General features: G+C 72.3%; 16 protein-coding genes. 15 read left to right on the forward strand and 1 reads right to left on the reverse strand.

All coding sequences use genetic code 11. The features are described 5' to 3' along the window. Positions 1-4: 4 nt before the first annotated feature. From QSK20_RS27970 to QSK20_RS28025, 12 genes are all read left to right on the forward strand, one after another. On the forward strand, positions 5-1,132 hold the full coding sequence (locus tag QSK20_RS27970) for a type III polyketide synthase (RefSeq protein WP_285791606.1): 1,128 nt from the start codon (positions 5-7) through the stop codon (positions 1,130-1,132). Beyond that, positions 1,129-2,508, forward strand: coding sequence for a cytochrome P450 (locus QSK20_RS27975; protein WP_285791607.1), 1,380 nt, complete (start codon positions 1,129-1,131; stop codon positions 2,506-2,508). The genes QSK20_RS27970 and QSK20_RS27975 overlap by 4 nt, the downstream gene beginning before the upstream one ends. Positions 2,509-2,532: 24 nt before the next feature. Continuing rightward, complete coding sequence (locus tag QSK20_RS27980; RefSeq protein ID WP_285791608.1) at positions 2,533-3,270, forward strand: hypothetical protein; 738 nt, start codon at positions 2,533-2,535, stop codon at positions 3,268-3,270. Next, positions 3,263-4,612, forward strand: a complete 1,350-nt coding sequence (locus tag QSK20_RS27985; protein WP_285791609.1) for a cytochrome P450 — start codon at positions 3,263-3,265, stop codon at positions 4,610-4,612. The genes QSK20_RS27980 and QSK20_RS27985 overlap by 8 nt, the downstream gene beginning before the upstream one ends. 245 nt (positions 4,613-4,857) lie before the next feature. Further along, positions 4,858-5,541: a GntR family transcriptional regulator gene (locus tag QSK20_RS27990; RefSeq protein WP_285791610.1), complete on the forward strand. Its 684-nt coding sequence runs from the start codon at positions 4,858-4,860 to the stop codon at positions 5,539-5,541. Continuing rightward, complete coding sequence (locus QSK20_RS27995) at positions 5,538-6,500, forward strand: tripartite tricarboxylate transporter substrate binding protein (protein ID WP_285791611.1); 963 nt, start codon at positions 5,538-5,540, stop codon at positions 6,498-6,500. Before QSK20_RS27990 ends, QSK20_RS27995 begins: the two co-directional genes overlap by 4 nt. Positions 6,501-6,502: 2 nt before the next feature. Then, positions 6,503-6,991, forward strand: a complete 489-nt coding sequence (locus QSK20_RS28000; protein ID WP_285791612.1) for a tripartite tricarboxylate transporter TctB family protein — start codon at positions 6,503-6,505, stop codon at positions 6,989-6,991. After that, positions 6,988-8,520, forward strand: a complete 1,533-nt coding sequence (locus QSK20_RS28005; protein ID WP_285791613.1) for a tripartite tricarboxylate transporter permease — start codon at positions 6,988-6,990, stop codon at positions 8,518-8,520. Before QSK20_RS28000 ends, QSK20_RS28005 begins: the two co-directional genes overlap by 4 nt. Beyond that, positions 8,520-9,527 carry a sialidase family protein gene (locus QSK20_RS28010; protein WP_285791614.1) on the forward strand — a complete coding sequence of 336 codons (1,008 nt, stop codon included), beginning with the start codon at positions 8,520-8,522 and terminating at the stop codon, positions 9,525-9,527. Before QSK20_RS28005 ends, QSK20_RS28010 begins: the two co-directional genes overlap by 1 nt. Positions 9,528-9,543: 16 nt before the next feature. After that, positions 9,544-10,422 carry a dihydrodipicolinate synthase family protein gene (locus QSK20_RS28015; RefSeq protein ID WP_285791615.1) on the forward strand — a complete coding sequence of 293 codons (879 nt, stop codon included), beginning with the start codon at positions 9,544-9,546 and terminating at the stop codon, positions 10,420-10,422. A gap of 20 nt (positions 10,423-10,442) precedes the next feature. Further along, positions 10,443-12,080 (forward strand): fucose isomerase, encoded by a 1,638-nt coding sequence (locus tag QSK20_RS28020; protein ID WP_285791616.1) that lies wholly within the window; start codon positions 10,443-10,445, stop codon positions 12,078-12,080. Next, complete coding sequence (locus tag QSK20_RS28025; RefSeq protein ID WP_285791617.1) at positions 12,080-13,582, forward strand: FGGY-family carbohydrate kinase; 1,503 nt, start codon at positions 12,080-12,082, stop codon at positions 13,580-13,582. Before QSK20_RS28020 ends, QSK20_RS28025 begins: the two co-directional genes overlap by 1 nt. Positions 13,583-13,666: 84 nt before the next feature. Here QSK20_RS28025 and QSK20_RS28030 read toward each other — a convergent pair whose 3' ends face one another. Next, positions 13,667-14,287, reverse strand: coding sequence for an L-threonylcarbamoyladenylate synthase (locus QSK20_RS28030; RefSeq protein ID WP_088984480.1), 621 nt, complete (start codon positions 14,285-14,287; stop codon positions 13,667-13,669). Positions 14,288-14,466: 179 nt separating this feature from the next. On the opposite strand from QSK20_RS28030, the gene QSK20_RS28035 reads away from it, so the two are divergent. The 3 genes from QSK20_RS28035 to QSK20_RS28045 are packed head-to-tail and all read left to right on the forward strand — an operon-like array spanning position 14,467 to position 17,175. Continuing rightward, the gene (locus tag QSK20_RS28035; protein ID WP_285791618.1) at positions 14,467-14,685 is read left to right on the forward strand and encodes a hypothetical protein; all 219 of its coding nucleotides are present in this window, start codon (positions 14,467-14,469) and stop codon (positions 14,683-14,685) included. After that, the gene (locus QSK20_RS28040; protein ID WP_285791619.1) at positions 14,678-15,355 is read left to right on the forward strand and encodes an RNA polymerase sigma factor; all 678 of its coding nucleotides are present in this window, start codon (positions 14,678-14,680) and stop codon (positions 15,353-15,355) included. Before QSK20_RS28035 ends, QSK20_RS28040 begins: the two co-directional genes overlap by 8 nt. Continuing rightward, positions 15,352-17,175 (forward strand): M48 family metallopeptidase, encoded by a 1,824-nt coding sequence (locus QSK20_RS28045; protein WP_285791620.1) that lies wholly within the window; start codon positions 15,352-15,354, stop codon positions 17,173-17,175. The genes QSK20_RS28040 and QSK20_RS28045 overlap by 4 nt, the downstream gene beginning before the upstream one ends. The last annotated feature ends 1 nt before the right edge of the window (position 17,176 follow it).

Below are 17,176 nucleotides of genomic sequence, written 5' to 3' on the forward strand. Positions count from 1 at the left end.
ACCGGTGCCGTACATCGTCGCCACCGAGACCAGCCTGCCCACCTACTACTACGACCAGCAGACCCTCGCCACGACGCTGCGGAAGTACTGCCAGGCGATCGGGCTGGACATCGACCTGGACATCATCGACAGTCTCTTCCACAACACCCAGATCGACGGTCGCTACTTCGCGATGCCGCTGGACACCTTCTTCGACCCGCCGCCGTTCAGCACCGTCGCCGCCCGCTGCGTCGAGGAGGCCGCGGACCTCTGCGAGAAGACCGTCCGCAAGCTGCTGGCCGCCGCCGGCATCGACTCGACCGAGATCCATCAGTTCACCTCGATGCTCAGCACGGTGGTCTCGGTGCCCACCGTCGACGCGATCCTGATCAACCGGATCGAGTTCGCGCCCACCATGAAGCGGGTGCCGATCAACGGCCTGGGCTGCATGGCCGGCGTGGCCGGGCTGAGCCGGGTGGCCGACTACCTCAAGGGCCACCCGACCGAGGCGGTCATCCTGCTCACCTGCGAGCTGGGCGGCACCGCGTTCTGGCAGGGCGGCGTGCAGGGCTACCTCCAGGAGGCGCTGGACCGCGACCTGACCGAGAGCTCCTTCTACACCGACCTGGTGTCGCAGATCGTCACGGTGGCCCTGTTCGGCGACGGCGTGGCGGCGACCCTGATGGTCGGCGACGAGCACCCGCTGGCCAAGCCGGGCCTGCCCCGGGTGGTGGACACCCGCTCCGGTTTCCTGCCGGACACCCTGCACGTCGCCGGGGTGGACGTGCTGGACAACGGGTTCCGCAACCGGCTGAGCGTGGACGTGCCCGGCCTGGCGAAGACCGGTCTCCGTCCGGTGCTCGACCCGCTGCTGGCCGACCACGACCTCACCGTCGACCAGATCGGACACTGGCTGATCCACCCCGGCGGCCCGAAGGTGCTGACCGCGACGGCGGAGGAGTTCGGGCTGACCGCCGAGAACCTCAAGCTCAGCCAGCACGTCCTGCGCACCGTCGGCAACGTGTCCGGGCCGACCGTGCTCTACATGATGGACGAGACCTTCTCCTCGTACGACCTGGAGCCCGGCACCTACGGGCTGGTCGTCGGGATGGGGCCGGGCTTCTCGCAAGAGGCGGTCCTGCTCCAGTGGTGACCGCGAACCCGTCCGCACCGCGCCTGGCTCCCGGGCCGCGCGGCACGTTCCTGCTCGGCAGCCTGCTCGACCTACGGCGTGACCTGATCGGCTTCCTCGGCCAGGTCAGCGCCGAGTACGGCGACATCGTGCGGTTCACCGTCGCCGGGTTCACCGTGCACCTGGTCACCCACCCGGACCACCTGCGGCACGTGCTCCAGGTGAACAGCAAGAACTACGACAAGCAGTCGCACGAGTACCGGCCCCTGAAGCTCGCCTTCGGGGCGGGGCTCTTCACCAACGACGGCGACTCGTGGCTGCGGCAGCGACGGTTGATGCAGCCGGCCTTCCACCGGCAGCGGATCCTCAAGCTCGGCGAGTTCATCGTCGCCGACGTGGTGGACCGGATCGCCCGGTGGGAGTCGTACGCGGCGCGCGGCGAGTCCCTGGACGTCGCCGCGGAGATGGTCGCCCTGTCCATGAACGTGGCCACGAAGTCGCTGTTCAGCACCGGGCTGCGCGGGGACGGCGAGGTGACGGCGATCGCCCGCAGCCTGGACACGGTGATCAACTACTGCCTCTACCGGACGATGGTGCCCTTCGCGCCGCCGCCGAAGGTGCCCACCCGGCGCAACCGGGAGTTCACCACGGCCATGGCCGAGCTGGACGGCATCATCTACCGGATCATGGGGGAGCGCCGCGCGCAGGACGAGCAGCCGTACGACCTGCTGTCGATGCTGCTGGAGGCGCGGGACGAGGACACCGGCGAGGGCATGTCGGACAAGCAGGTACGCGACGAGATTGCCACCCTGCTGCTCGGCGGCTACGAGACGACCTCCAACCAGCTCAGCTGGGCCTGGTACGAGCTGTCCCGCAACCCGGAGGTCGAGGCGAGGCTGCACGAGGAACTCGACCGGGTGCTCGGCGACCGGCTGCCCACCGTGGCGGACGTGCCGCAGCTCGAGTACACCAACCGGGTGCTGGAGGAGACGCTGCGGCTCTACCCGGTGCCGTGGCTGGAGCGGCGGGCGGCCGGCGCGGACACCCTCGGCGGATACCACGTCAAGGCCAACTCGCTGATCTACATCAGCCCGTACCTGACCCACCGGCACCCCGACTTCTGGGAGGACCCGGAGCGGTTCGACCCGGACCGGTTCACCCCGGAACGGTCGGCGGACCGGCCCCGGTTCGCGTACTTCCCGTTCGGCGGCGGCCCCCGGTTGTGCATCGGCAACCGGCTCGCCCAACTGGAGGCGCAGCTCACCCTGGCGACGATCGCCCAGCGGTACCGGCTGCGCATGGTGCCGGGGCACCCGGTCGAAGCCAAGATGCAGGTCACCACCAGCCCTCGCCACGGGCTGCGGATGACCCTCGAACCACGCCGCCCGTCGGCCTGACGGCGGCACGAGGAGATGTCCCCTATGCACGACAACCGGTTGAACAGACTCGGCGGCACCTGCGCGATCCTGGTGGGTGTCTCCTACGTCGTGGTCACCACCTTCTTCGTGCTCGACCCGACGCAGCTCATCCACGAGGACAAGCACCGGCTCTGGACCGAGCTGGCCGAGAACGGCACCCCGCGGGTCCTCTACTACTGGGGGTACGCCCTCGGCGCGATCTTCGCGTTCGGGGCGATCCCGGCCATCGCCGACCTGGTCCGCGACAGGCACGAGGGGTGGGTGCGCTGGACCACCGGTCTGGCGTACCTCTCCTTCGGGGTGACCGCGGTCGAGACGTTCCGGCTGGTCACCGCGACCCCGCTCTGGGCGGCCGACTACGCCGGCGGCGACGCGACGGTACGGACCGCGATCGTCACCACCGACCTGCTGCTGCGGCTGGACCCGGCGACCTGGCTGCGGTTCGGCGCGCTCGGCCCGTTCTTCCTGGTGGTGAACATCCTCGCGCTGCGGTACGGCCTGCTGAGTCGGGCGCTGACCTACGTGGGCATCGCGTTGGGCGTGCTGACCAGCACGGCGGCGCTCGGGGTGGCCTTCGGGATCGGTCCGATGGTGCTGGTCTCGGCGATCCTCGGCGGGGCCCTGGCCGCGCCGATCTGGTTCGTCTGGATCGGGGTGACGCTGCGCCGGGGTGTGCCCCGGGCGGGCGTCGTGGAGCCGGCGGTGGCCGGCGGGGCTGTGAAGGAGGGGAGCAATGGCTGACCGTCACCCACCGGGGCCGAAGGGCGTCCCGGTGCTCGGCAACCTGCCCGGCCTCGGCCGGGGCATGGTGGAGTTCATGACCGAGACGGCGGCGCACGGCGACATCGCGTCGTTCACCATCGGCCCGACCCGCAACTACCTGCTGAGCAGTCCGGAGCACATCCACGACGTGCTGGTGCTGCGCCGGGACAGGTTCACCAAGGACCCGCACGACCTGCGGACGCTGGGCCGCTGGATGGGTCGGGGGCTGCTCACCAGCGACGGCGCGCACCACCGTCGGCAGCGCAAGCTGGTCCAGCCGGCGTTCCGCCACCGGCGGATGACCGGGTACGGCGAGATCGCGGTGGACAGCTCACTGCGCCAGATCGAGGGCTGGCGGTCGGGCGAGGTGCACGACATGCACCACGAGATGATGAAGCTGACGCTGAACGTGGTGTCCCGGTCGATGTTCGGCAGCGGGGTCTCCGACGAGGAGGCGCTGAAGGTCCAGCGGGCGGTCGCCGGCCTCCAGGACGTCGCCATCAACATCAGCAAGTTCGGCATGCTGGTGTCGCCGTGGCTGCTGCTGCCGCTGCACCAGCTCCTCAAGCGCGGCACCCGGGTGCTCGACCGTGCGGTCATGCGGATCATCGCCGAACGGCGGGCCGGCGGCGCGGAGGACCAGGGCGACCTGCTGTCGATGTTCCTGACCGCCCAGGACGAGGACGACGGCAGCGGCATGACCGACCAGCAGGTCCGCGACGAGACCGTGACCATCTTCGTCGCCGGTCAGGAGACCACCGCCAACGGGCTGACCTGGGCGTGGTACCTGCTCTCCCAGCACCCGGAGGTGGCCGAGAAGCTCGGCGCCGAGCTGGACGAGGTGCTGGGGGACCGGCCCCCGACGGCGGAGGACCTGCCCCGGCTGCGGTACACCGGGATGGTCTTCAAGGAGGCGCTGCGCTTCTGCCCGCCCGCCTGGACGCTGAACAAGCGCACCCCGGTGGAGGACGTCGAGCTGGGCGGCTACCGGATCCGCCGGGGCAGCGGGATCTTCATCATGCCGTACGTGATGCACCACCTGGAGCGGTACTTCCCGGACCCGGACCGGTTCGACCCGGAGCGGTTCGCCCCCGAGCGGGAGGCGCAGATCCCCCGGTACGCGTTCATGCCGTTCGGCGGCGGGGAGCGGATGTGCGTCGGGGCCGGCTTCGCCGAGATGGAGGCGAAGCTGATCCTGGCCACCCTCGCCCAGCGGTTCCGGTTCACCCTCGAACCGGACCAGAAGGTGGCGCTGAAGCCACTGGTCACCCTCGCGCCGAAGCACGGCATGCGGATGCGGGTGACCGCGCGGTCGAGCTGACCGTCGACCCCGGCAAGGGCCGACCCACCACCGGTGGGTCGGCCCTTGCGTTGTCCGCGTCCGTCCTCGGCGGGACCGGGCGGGGCGCCGGTGTCATCCCGGCTGGGCGCTCTCGTCCGGTCCGTCCCGCTCTGCCGGCGTGGCATGCCGGCCGGAAGTGGTCCGGCCAGCGAAAATCGCTTCGTCAACCGTTGACCGTGTGAGTAACGCGGTGTTAACTGTCAACAGTTTCCAGGAGGTTACCGGTGTTGAACGTCAGGCCCATCCGGGTGGAGTCGCTCGGCGAGAAGCTCGCCAGCGAGCTGCGTCGCCGCATCATCGTGGGCGACGTCCCGGCCGGCACCCGGCTCGTGGAGGAGGAACTGGCGGAGTCGTTCCGGGTCAGTCGTGGCCCGGTCCGGGACGCCATCCGGATCCTCCGCGCGGAGGGGCTGGTCACCGGGACCGGCCGTAACGTGGTGACGCTCTCGCTCAGCGTGGCGGACATCGACGAGCTGATGGCCCTGCGGGAGTCCTTCGAGCTGCTCGCCGTCGAACGTGCCATGGACACCAACCGGGACGACCTCACCGGCCGGCTGGCCGCCGCCCTGGTCGAGATGGACGCGGCGGCGGACGCCCGGGACGCCACCGCGTTCACCACCGCCGACATCCGCTTCCACAGTTCCTTCTTCGAGGCCGCCGGCCTGACCCGGCTCGACGTCCTCTGGAACCAGTTCCGCCCCACCATCGAGGGCCTGCTGCACGCCTCCGGCAAGCGCATGGACGACCTCGCCCCGTCGGCGAGGGAGCACCACGACCTTTCGGCGCTCATCGCCGCCGGCAAGGTCGCCGACGTCAAGAACGAACTGCACCGACACCTGCGGAAGACCCGCACGCGGCTCCAGGCCGCGGTTTCCCCACCCCCGTCCCAGAGGAAATCAGACCTATGAAGTCACGGATGTTCCGGATCGCCACCATGGCGGTCGTCGGCACACTCGCGCTCGGCGCGTGCGCCAACCGCGGCGGCACCGAGGAGGCGTCGTCGGAGAACTACCCCGAGAAGAGCCTGACCATGGTGGTCCACGCGGGGGCGGGCGGTGGTTCCGACCTGACCGCCCGTACCCTCGCCAAGGAGCTGGAGGCCGACCTCGGTCAGTCCATCGTCGTGGAGAACCGCACCGGCGGCGGTGGCCGGGTCGGTCTGACCTACCTCAAGGACCGCCCGGCCGACGGGTACTCCATCGGCTTCGTGCCGGTCGAGGTGGCGATGCTCGGCCACCAGGGCGCGGACATCAAGCCCGACCAGTACACCATCCTCGGCCAGGTGATGAACGCCCCGGCGACACTGTCGGTGCCGGCGAACAGCCCGCACCAGACGCTCGAGCAGTTCCTCGCCGCCGCGAAGGCCAGCCCGGGCAGCATCACCGTCGCCAACTCCGGCGCGGGCGCGATCTGGGAGGCCGCCACCCTCGCCCTCGGCGAGGCGGCCGGCGTGACCTTCAAGCCCGTCCCGTACGACGGCGGCGCCCCGGCCGTCGCGGCCGGTGTGTCCGGCGAGGTCCAGGCGGTCATGGCCGGTGTCAGCGAGTCCGCCACCGCCGCCAGGGACGGCCGGATGCGGGTTCTCGCGGTGCTCGCCCCCGAGCGGGTCGCCGCGCTGCCCGACACCCCGACCGCCAAGGAGCAGGGCCAGGACATCGTCATCGGTGGCTGGGGCCTGATCGGCGCGCCGGCCGGCCTGCCCGCCGAGGTCAAGGAGAAGCTCGCCGCCGCCGTGCAGAAGGCCGCCTCGTCGACCACCTTCAAGGACGTGATGACCAAGGCCGGCAACACCCCGATGGCCACCTCGCCCGACGAGGCGACCACCTTCGCCCAGTCCGAGTACGACCGGTTCGGCGAGATCTACTAGTCATGACCGCCGACCAACCGGCCCCCGTCGCGGGTGACCGCAGCGCTGCCTCGCCGTTGCGCGAGGCAGCGCTGGGCGGGATCTTCCTGCTGCTGGGCGTCGTCCTCCTCATCCTGGCCCGCTCGATCGAGCTGCCGGCGCGGGCCATGGCGGTCAGTCCGCGGATCTGGCCCGAGATGCTGGCCTACGGCATCATCGGCCTCTCGGTCGTCCAGCTCGTCGGCGCCTTCGTGCACACCCGGGCCGACGAGGACGAGCAGGAGCCGGCCACCCGGACCGGGGTCCTGCGGGTCGCCGGGTTCGTCCTGGCCACCGTCGCCTTCGGCGTCCTCTGGTACTACGTCCACTTCCTGGTCTCCGCGACGGTCTTCGTCGCCGCGCTGACCCTGATCGCGGGCGGCCGGGGCGTCAAGGACCTCGTCCTCTTCCCGGCCGGCATGACGGTGGTGCTCTACGCCCTGTTCGCGCTCCTGCTGAAGGTGCCGGTATGAACGCCGTGGTCGAGGGCTTCGGTGCCCTCCTCACCCTCGAGATCGCATTCTGCGTCCTGATCGGCGCGGCCATCGGCATGCTCGTCGGGGCGTTCCCCGGCATCACCGCCACCATGGCGGTCGCCCTGGCCAGCGCCTTCACGCTCACCATGGACCCGGTGCCCGGCCTGGCCGTGCTGCTGACCATCCTGATCGCGGCGCAGTTCGGCGACCGGGTGCCGGCGATCCTGATCAACACCCCCGGCACCCCGGCCTCCATCGCGACCACCTTCGACGGGTACGCGCTGGCCCGGCAGGGCAAGGCCGGCATCGCGCTCACCGCCTCGGCGTACGCGTCGGCGATCGGCGGGTTCGTGGGCATCGCGGTGCTGATGTTCGCCGCGATCCCGCTGAGCGGCCTCGCGGTGGAGTTCGGCTCGCCGGAGATGTTCGCCCTGGTGGTCTTCGGTCTGACCATGATGATCGAGGTGTCCGGCGGCAGGATCGTCAAGGGACTGATCGCCGGTCTCTTCGGCCTCGCCCTCGGCACCATCGGCCGGGACCCGCTGGACGGCTCGGACCGGTTCACCTTCGGCATCCCGCAACTGGTCGAGGGCATCCCGTTCATCGCCGTGATCATCGGTCTCTTCGGCATCGCCGAGGTCTTCGGGCAGATGCTCGAACGCGCGCACGCCAAGGGCCGGGCGGTGGAGACCTTCGGCCGCTGGTGGCCCAACCGGTCCGAGCTGCGCGGCATGGTCAAGCCGGTCGCGGTGGGCTCGACCGTCGGCACGGTGGTGGGTGTGCTTCCCGCCGCCGGCGGCGACATCGGCGGCATCGTCGCCTGGAACCAGGCGAAGAAGGTCTCCAAGCAGCCGGAGAAGTTCGGCAAGGGCTCCCTGGAGGGGCTGACCGCCGCCGACTCGTCGTCCAACGCCGGCGTGGGTGGGTCGGTGCTCACCACGCTCGCCCTGGGCGTCCCCGGCGACTCGGTGATGGCCGTGATGCTCGGCTCGATGATCATCTGGGGCATCCAGCCCGGTCCGACGCTCTTCTCGCAGCAGCCCGACCTGGTCTACTCGATCGCCGGCATCATGCTCTTCGCGACCGTGCTGACCCTGGGGCTCAGCCTGCTGCGCATGCGGGGCGTGGCCAAGCTGCTGGAGTTGCCCAACCGGTTCCTCTGGGTGGTCATCCTGACCTTCTGCGTCGTCGGCACGTACGCGGTCAACAACAGCGTCTTCGACGTCGGCCTGATGATCCTCTTCGGGATCGTCGGACTGCTGTTCCGCCGGTTCGGCTTCCCGGCCGGTCCGGTGGTGCTCGGCCTGATCCTCGGTCCGCTGGCCGAGCGGAACTTCCGCCGGTCGATGGAGCTCGGCGGTCTGGAGACCATCTACACCAGCCCGATCGCCGTCCTGCTCATCGTCGCCGCCGTCCTGGCCGTCGCGGTGCCCCGGATCCGGGCCCGACTCAAGGCCCGCCGGCCGGAGCCGCAGAAGGCTGACCCGGCCGACGACGACCGGACCCCGACCGGGGTGAACGGTTGATGCGTCGGGACTTCGTGGTCCGGGACGTGCCGGGGCAGTGCCACGGCAGCACGGTCTGCGTCCGGGGGGACGGTTCCTTCGTGGTCGCCTGGTTCGCCGGCGACCACGAAGGAGCCGCCAACTCCCGGATCCACCTCGCCACCGGGGCGGGCGGTCAGTGGTCCGACCCGGTGGTGGTCAGCGGTGACCTGGCCCCCTGCTGGAACCCGGTGCTGCACCGTCGGGTCGACGGGGACCTGCTGCTCTACTTCAAGGTCGGGGCGACCATCGGCGCCTGGCGGACCTGGCTGGTCCACTCCGGCGACGGGGGCCGCACCTGGTCGGCCCCGCGTCCGCTGGTCGACGGCGGCGAGGGGGGACGCGGACCGGTCCGCGTCCCGCCGCTGCGGCTGTCCTCCGGGCGGCTGCTCGCCGGGGCCTCCACCGAGACGTGGAGCGAGCGACCCCGCTGGGACGCCTTCGTCGACATCAGCGACGACGACGGCCTGACCTGGCGGCGCACCCCGGACGTGCCGCTCGACCACGACACGTTCCCCGGCGCCGGCATCATCCAGCCCACCCTCTGGGCGACCCCGGACGGCACGGTGCGCCTGCTGGCCCGCAGCACGTCCGGCCGGCTGGTCGCCTCGACCAGCACCGACGAGGGCGAGACCTGGTCACCGGGGGCACCCAGCGCGGTGCCGAACAACAACTCCGGGGTCAGCGCCTGCGCCGATGGACGCACGGTCCACCTCGCGCACAACCCGACCACCGGCGACTGGGCCTCCCGGGCCCCGCTGGTCGTCTCGGTCTCCACCGACGACGGGGACACCTGGCAGCCCTGGCTGACCCTCGAGGAGTCCACCGGCGCGGCCGACCGGGAGGACTACCGGCCCGCCGACTCGGGCGTGCTGACCACCGGCGTGAACGAGTTCTCCTACCCCTGTCTGGTCCGCACCCCCGACGGGCTCGCGGTCACCTACACCTGGCAGCGGCGCGGCATCGTCCTCGCCCTGCTCCATCCCTGATCCCCGGAGCCGACCCATGACGGCGTACCCCGCCAGCAACCTGATCAGCGCCCTGCCCACCCTCTTCGACACGCACGGCGAGGTCGACCTCGGTGCCAGCAAGGCCGCGTACGCGCACCTGGCCGAGACGCCCCTGGACGGGGTGTTCGTCGCCGGCACCACCGGCGAGTTCACCACGCTCACCGACGACGAGCGGCTCGCGGTCTGCGCGGTGGCCGCCGACGCGTTCGGCCCGGAGCGGACGTACTGGCACGTCGGCGCGGCCTCGACCCACCAGGCCGTCCGGCTCACCCGGACCGCCGTCGACCTGGGCGCCCGGCAGTTGGCGGTGCTGACCCCGTACTACTACCCGGCGAGCGAGTCGGCGCTGGTCGCGTACTACGAGCAGGTGGTCGCGGCGGCGGCCGGGGCGTCCGTCTACGGGTACCTCTTCGCAGCCCGGACCACCGTGCCGGTGCCCCCGGCGCTGCTCGCCCGACTCGCCGCGACCGGCCTCGCCGGGGTGAAGATCAGCGGCGAGAGCACCGCCGACGTCGGCGGGTACGTGGCCGCGCTCGCCGGCACCGGCCTGCCGGTCTACTCCGGGGCGGACGCCGAGTTCGCCGAGGTCGTCGCCGTCGGTGGGGCCGGGGTGGTCTCCGGGGTCAGCTCCGCCCTGCCGAAGCCCTTCCTGGAGGTCCGCGACGCGCTGCGCACCGGCGACGCCGACGCCCTCGCGGTGGCCCGCGAGCGCGCCCACCGGGCCGTCGCCGTCACCCGGCAGGGCAACCTCGCCCACCTCAAGGCGGTGCTCGAACTGCGCGGCGTACCCGCCAGCGGCCTGCGCGCCCCGCTCGACCCGATCTCGCCGGAGGACCGGCGCGTGCTCGAAGCCGACGTCGCCGACCTTCTCTGACCACATTCCCGGGAGCCATCATGAGCAGCAGTTACGCCTTCCCCGTCCTGGCCGACGAGGCCGCCGCCGAACCCGGCGTCGTCTACACCGTCGCCAGCGGCGACCTGCGGCTGAGCGCCAACCAGACCTGCTGGCCCACGCAGGAGGCGTTCGAGGCCGACCTGGACCGGGCGGTCACCGCCCTCGGCCGGCGGATCCGCCGCGCCCACCCGGTGGACGCCGAGCAGAAGCACGGCTTCATCGCCAGCCAGCGCCAGGGCATCGAGGTCTTCAAGACCATCCCGCCGGACGCCCCGGTGATCGTCGCCGAGGCGGTCTGGCAGTACAGCCACCACGTGCTCGCCGGCCTGCGTACCCACCGGGGGCCGATCCTGGTGGTCGCCAACTGGAGCGGCGAGTTCCCCGGCCTGGTCGGCCTGCTCGGGCTGACCGCCAGCCTGACCAAGGCCGGCGTCGCGCACTCCATCCTGTGGAGCCAGGACTTCACCGACGACTGGGCGCTCGCCGGGCTGCGTACCTGGCTGGAGACCGGCACGCTGACCCACGACCAGAGCCACGTCCGCGACCTGCCGGCGCTGCCGGACACCGAGGAGGTCGCGCTCGGTCGGGCGCTCGCCGCCCAGCTCCAGCGGGAGAAGGCGATCATCGGCGTCTTCGACGAGGGCTGCATGGGCATGTACAACGCGATCATCGACGACGAGCTGCTCAACCCGCTCGGCATCTACAAGGAGCGGCTCTCGCAGAGCGCGCTGGTCGCCGAGATGAACCGGGTGCCGGAGGCGGAGGCGCAGGCCGTCCGGGACTGGCTCGACAAGGCCGGGATGACCTTCCACACCGGCACCGACGAGGCCACCGAACTGACCGACGCCCAGCTGCTCAGCCAGTTCCGGATGTACGTCGCGGCGCTGCGCATCGCCGACGACTTCGGCCTGGACGCGGTCGGCATCCAGTACCAGCAGGGCCTGAAGGACACCGTCCCGGCCAGCGACCTGGCCGAGGGCCTGCTCAACAACGCCGAGCGCCCGCCGGTGCGCAGCCGCGACGGCGCGCGGGAGCTCTACGCCGGTCAGCCGCTGCCGCACTTCAACGAGGTGGACGAGGGTGTCGCGGTGGACTCCCTGGTCACCAACCGGATCTGGACCGCGATGGGCTTCGACCCGGCCACCACGCTGCACGACATCCGGTGGGGCGAGGAGTACGACGGCCGCTTCGTCTGGGTCATGGAGATCTCCGGCTCGGTGCCCGCCTCGCACCACGGCGGGTACGACAAGAGCTACAGCATGCGGCAGCCGCCGATGTTCTTCCCGCTCGGTGGCGGCACGCTCAGCGGTGTCTCCAAGCCGGGCGAGATCGTCTGGTCCCGGGTGTTCATCATGGACGGTGTCCTCCACGTCGACCTCGGACGCGGCACCGCCGTGGAACTTCCCGAGGAGGAGACCCGCCGCCGGCTGGACGCCACCAACCCGGAGTGGCCGATCATGCACGCCGTCCTGCACGGCGTCGACCGGGACCAGCTCATGGCCCGGCACAAGGCCAACCACCTGAACGTCGCGTACACCCCGGACGCCGACACGGCCGACCGGGCGTTGCAGGCCAAGGCGGCGATGTTCGAGTCCCTCGGTGTGGTCGTCCACCTCTGCGGGGACGTGCGGATCTGATGGGACCGCTCCTGCTCGGCATCGACCTGGGCACCGGCAGCAGCAAGGGCGTCCTCACCGACCCCGGCGGCCGGGTGGTGGCCACCGCCGTCCGCCCCCGGCCCCGGTCGATGTCCATGCCCCGTCCCGGCTGGGCCGAGGTGGACGCCGAGGCGGTCTGGTGGGGCGACGTGGTCGCCATCGCCCGGGAGCTGGTCGAGGCGGCCGGCGGGGCGCCGATCGCCGGGGTCTGCGTCAGCGGCGTCGGCCCCTGCCTGGTGCTCTGCGACGCCGACGACGTGCCGGTCCGGCCGGCCATCCTCTACGGCGTCGACATGCGGGCCACCGCCGAGATCGACGAGCTGACGCAGCGGTACGGCGCGGCGACGGTGCTCGACCGCTGCGCCACGCCGATCACCACGCAGGCGGTCGGCCCGAAGGCGCTCTGGGTGCGTCGCCGGGAGCCGGCGGTGTGGGCACGCGCGGCCCGCTGGTACAACTCCAGTTCCTACGTGGTCCGGAAGTTGACCGGCGAGTACGTCCTCGACCACCACACCGCCAGCCAGTCGGTGCCGCTGTACGACATCGAGGCCCGGCGGTGGCACCAGCCCTGGTACGACGACATCATGGGTGACCTGCCCGCGCCGCGGCTGGCCTGGTCGTCCGAGGTGGTCGGCGCGGTCACGCCGGCGGCGGCCGAGGCGACCGGCCTGCCGGTGGGCACCCCGGTCTGCGCCGGCACGGTGGACGCCTGGGCCGAGTCGGTCAGCGTCGGGGTGCGCCGCCCCGGCGACCTGATGCTCATGTACGGCTCGACGATGTTCTTCGTCCAGGTGCTGCGCGACCTGGCCCGGCACCCGCAGCTGTGGAACACCGCCGGGGTGGACGCCGAGGCGTACTGCCTGGCCGCCGGCATGGCCACCTCGGGCAGCCTCACCGGCTGGCTTCAGGAACTGGTGGGCGACGTGCCGTTCGAGACCCTGGTGGCGGAGGCGGCGCGGGTGCCGGCCGGCGCCGACGGGTTGCTGCTGCTGCCGTACTTCGCGGGGGAGCGGACGCCGATCTTCGACCCGTACGCGCGGGGCGTGGTCGCCGGACTCACCCTGCGGCACGGGCGCGGGCACCTGTTCCGGGCGGTGTACGAGGGCATCGCGTTCGGCATCCGGCAGATCCTGGAACTGCTCGACACCGAGGCGAACCCGGTGCGTCGGCTGGTCGCCGTGGGTGGCGGTACGCAGGGCGGACTCTGGACCCGGATCGTCAGCGACGTCACCGGCCGGGTGCAGGAGGTGCCGAAGGTGACCATCGGGGCCAGCTACGGCGACGCGCTGCTGGCGGGTGTCGGCGTGGGCCTGGTGCCGGCGGGGACGGACTGGACGGTGCCCGGGGTCACGGTCGAGCCCGATCCGACGGTGCGGGACACCTACGACCTGTTGTTCGCGCAGTACACGTCGCTCTACCGGGACACCCGGGACCAGGTGCACACCCTGGCCCGGCTCCAGTCCGACCCCGGCCCCGGGTAGGACGGTTCCCCGCACCGGGCCGGACCGGGCCCGGTGCGGGATCCCGGCGACTGTCGGATCGACACCGGGCCCCGGTTCGTCGGGTCACTCGAAGCGCGTCGGGTCCCCGGCGCCCCGGCGGACGATCTCGGCCGTGCCCTCGGAGAAGTCGATCACCGTGGTCGGCTCGGTGCCGCACTCGCCGGAGTCGACCACCGCGTCGACGGCGTGGTCGAGCGTCTCCTTGATCGTCCAGCCCTGGGTCATCGGCTCGTCCTCGCCGGGCAGCAGCAGGGTGCTGGAGACCAGCGGCTCACCCAGTTCGGTGAGCAGCGCCTGGGCCACGGTGTGCCGGGGGATGCGAACCCCGACGGTCTTGCGTTTCGGGTGCAGCAGCCGGCGCGGCACCTCCCGGGTCGCCGGCAGGATGAACGTGTAGCTGCCCGGGGTCGCGGCCTTGATCGACCGGAACAGCGCGTTGTTGATCTGCACGAGCTGACCGAGTTGGGCGAAGTCCCGGCAGACCAGGGTGAAGTGGTGGTCGTCGTCGAGGTGGCGGATCTGGCGGATCCGGTCGATGCCGGCCTTGTTGCCGAGTTGGCAGCCGAGCGCGAAGCACGAGTCGGTCGGGTAGGCGATCAGTCCGCCGTCGCGGACGATCCCGACCACCTGTCCGATGCTGCGGGGTTGCGGGTTGTCCGGGTGCACGTCGAAGTACCTCGCCATGCGCCGGAGCATAGAAGCGCACGCCGCCGTCCCGCCAACCAGCCTCGGTGCGACCGCCGGTCGGTCGACGGCGACGCGGTGGAAAAGTCGGCGGTGGGCGGTGAAGAAACCGGCGTCCGGCGGGCTCTACCTGATGACCGGCGCGACCGCGTCCGGTCGTCGGGAGAGCGAGGTGACCGATGGACGCGACGACGGTCGTCCTGGAGGTGGCCACCGGGGCGGTGGGGCTGGCCCTGGCCGTCACCAGGCTGGTGACGGAGACGGTGGACTGGTGGTCCGGCCGCCGCCGGTCCGCCGCTGTCGGGGAGGCGACAACCCGGTCCGGCGTGGTCGGCGATGCTGGAGGCGTCCGTTCCGGCGCGGGGCGGACCGGCGCGTGGGAGGACGACGGTGCATGAGTACGCCGACTTCGACGACTTCGTCGCCCGGACCCGGTCGGCGACGCTCGCCCGGGCGGTCATGTACTGCGGTCGCCGCCCCGACGCCGAGGACGCGGTGCAGGAGGCCTACCTGGCGGCGTACCTGCACTGGTCGGAGCTGCGCGAGCCACGGGCCTGGGTGGAGACGACGGTGAGGCGGCGGTTCGCCCGGGAGGCCGGACGCTGGTGGTCGCGGTGGCGGCGCACGGAGCTGGAGGTGCCGGTCGCCGCGTCGTCCACGCCGGACGAGGAGGCCGCCGCCGTGGCCGTGCTGCGCAGCGTCGGGCTGTTGCCGCCCCGGCAGCGTCAGGTGCTGATCATGATCTGTCTGGAGGGCATGACCTACCGGCAGGTCGCCGACGAGGTGGGGATCAGCGTCGGGGCGGTCGGCGCCAACCTCGCCAAGGCCCGGGAGCGGCTGGCCGTCCTGCTCGGTCTCGCCGCCGAACCGCACCGGGCCGGTGATCCGCTGGTCGCCGGCGTGCTGACCCGGTCCGCTCCGGACGGTCTGCCGGGGTACGGCGAGGACGCGCTGGCGACGGCGCTGCGCCGGACCGAACGGTGGCTGGCCCGGGGGTTCGACGCCGACCGGGCTTCGGCGCAGCGACTGCGGGCGGCCCTGGACCGGCAGCGGGACGAGAACCGGTGACCGCCTCGCTGCGGGCCCTGCTCGCGCTGATCCTGCTGGCCGGCGTCCACCTGCTCACCGGGCTGCTGGTGCTGCTCTGGATCGGGTTCGCGGTCGCCGCGGTCTGGGTGGTCGGCAGCCGGGAGGCCAGCCCGCAGTTCAACACCGTGCCGTTGCTGGTGGCCTCGGCGACCTTCGTCCCGCTGGCGCTGACCGTGCGCGAGCTGGTCCGGGTCAGCCGGCCGGCCGGCCCCCGGCCGGACTCCGTGCTGCTGACCCGGGGCCAGGGAGCGGCGTTGTGGGAGCTGGTGGAGACGTTGGCGGAGCGGGTCGGCACCGACCCGCCGCTGGAGATCCGCCTTACCGGCGAGGCCAACGCGGTGGTCACCGACGACGCCTGGCTGCTCGCGCCCACCGGCCGGCGTCGGCTCTACGTCGGGGTGCCGCTCCTGGTCGGCCTGCGCCCGGACGAACTGCGGGCGGTGCTCGCCCACGAACTCGGCCACTACGCGCGCCGGCACGCGCGCTTCAGCGAGCCCGCCCACCGCGCGTACGCCGGCATGGTCATGGGCCGGCAGCGCATCCGCGAGGCGATGGTCGCCAACCAACTGGTGCGTTTCTACGCCGGGCTCCTCCTGCTCACCGTCACCGCCTGCGCGGCGCTGACCTACCGGCTGGTGCGGCCGGTCCGGCGACGTCAGGAACTGGAGGCCGACCGGATCGCCGCCGAGGTCGCCGGGGCCGGCGCACTGGCCGACGGGCTGCGGTCGGTGCCGGCGGTCGCCGCCGCGTGGGCCCGGTTCGAGGCGGACCTCGTCGGGCCGGTGCGCCGCGCCACCGGCACGGTCCCCGACGAGCCGCACCGGGCGTTCGCGCACCTGTTGGCGGACCCGGAGTACCAACCCGAACTGGCGGCGCTGCGCCGGGCCGCCGAAGGGCTCCCGGCCGACGGGTTCCACCCCGCCATGCGGCGTCGCCTCGACCGGTTGACGGGGCTCCCCGACGATCCCCGGCTGCCGCCCGCGCCGGAGGTCGCCGCCACGCTCGCACCCGGTCCGCTGCGCCGGGCGACGCGGTACGCGGGGCGGAAGCGGCCGTGGACGGAGTGGCTCACCACGCTCGCCACGCATCGCGCCGGGGTGGCCGTGGCGGCGGTGACCTCCGTGCTTGATCCCGAACCGGGACCCTCGACCGTCGCGGAGGTGCTCCGCCGGGTCGGCTCCGGCCGGGCCGACCGGATCGCCCGAGCCCTCGGCCCGGACCCGCAGGTGGGGCGCCGACGGCTGGTCGAGGGGTTGTCCGCGCTGGTGGGGCTCTGCCTGCTCCGGGCCGGCCTGGCCCGGGTGACGGTCGGCTGGACGGGTTTCGGCCGGTTCACCGGTCCGGCCGTCGACCACGACGACATTACGGACTGGGTCACGGCGGCCCTCGACGAACCGGACGGGGTGCCCCGACTGCTGGCGAAGCTGACCGCGCTGGGGGCCGACCCCGACGACCGGGTGGGTGCCGGGCCGGCCGGAGCCGCCCGGATACTGACCATCACGCCCGCGCTCGACGAGACCACCCGACGCCGGCACCAGGACGTCGCCTACGTGTCGCTGGCCGTGCTGCTGCTCCTGGCACTGCTGGGATTCGCCCACTGGCTCGGCGACGAGCCGGAGACACCGTACCGGCCCGGGGTCACCCTCACCCGGCCGGCGCTGCCGGATCCGCTGGACCAGGGTCCCCTGCCGGGTCTCGACTCCGTGCCGGGATTCCCGCTCCGGCCCACCCGGGGCGTGCCGTCGTGGTCACCGCCGCCGTTGCCGGATCTGGTGCCCCGTCCCACTGGCGGCGGGTGAC

Origin of the sequence: Micromonospora sp. NBRC 101691 (genome assembly GCF_030269285.1) — a bacterium.
In the GTDB taxonomy this organism is placed as follows: Bacteria; Actinomycetota; Actinomycetes; order Mycobacteriales; family Micromonosporaceae; genus Micromonospora; species Micromonospora echinospora.

What these genes read in the sequence shown, in the direction of transcription:
- QSK20_RS27980 (WP_285791608.1), top strand. Translation starts at nt 2,533, where the DNA reads ATGCACGACAACCGGTTGAACAGACTCGGCGGCACCTGCGCGATCCTG.
- QSK20_RS27985 (WP_285791609.1), top strand. Translation starts at nt 3,263, where the DNA reads ATGGCTGACCGTCACCCACCGGGGCCGAAGGGCGTCCCGGTGCTCGGC.
- QSK20_RS27995 (WP_285791611.1), top strand. Translation starts at nt 5,538, where the DNA reads ATGAAGTCACGGATGTTCCGGATCGCCACCATGGCGGTCGTCGGCACA.
- QSK20_RS28000 (WP_285791612.1), top strand. Translation starts at nt 6,503, where the DNA reads ATGACCGCCGACCAACCGGCCCCCGTCGCGGGTGACCGCAGCGCTGCC.
- QSK20_RS28005 (WP_285791613.1), top strand. Translation starts at nt 6,988, where the DNA reads ATGAACGCCGTGGTCGAGGGCTTCGGTGCCCTCCTCACCCTCGAGATC.
- QSK20_RS28010 (WP_285791614.1), top strand. Translation starts at nt 8,520, where the DNA reads ATGCGTCGGGACTTCGTGGTCCGGGACGTGCCGGGGCAGTGCCACGGC.
- QSK20_RS28015 (WP_285791615.1), top strand. Translation starts at nt 9,544, where the DNA reads ATGACGGCGTACCCCGCCAGCAACCTGATCAGCGCCCTGCCCACCCTC.
- QSK20_RS28020 (WP_285791616.1), top strand. Translation starts at nt 10,443, where the DNA reads ATGAGCAGCAGTTACGCCTTCCCCGTCCTGGCCGACGAGGCCGCCGCC.
- QSK20_RS28025 (WP_285791617.1), top strand. Translation starts at nt 12,080, where the DNA reads ATGGGACCGCTCCTGCTCGGCATCGACCTGGGCACCGGCAGCAGCAAG.
- QSK20_RS28030 (WP_088984480.1), bottom strand. Translation starts at nt 14,287, where the DNA reads ATGGCGAGGTACTTCGACGTGCACCCGGACAACCCGCAACCCCGCAGC.
- QSK20_RS28035 (WP_285791618.1), top strand. Translation starts at nt 14,467, where the DNA reads ATGGACGCGACGACGGTCGTCCTGGAGGTGGCCACCGGGGCGGTGGGG.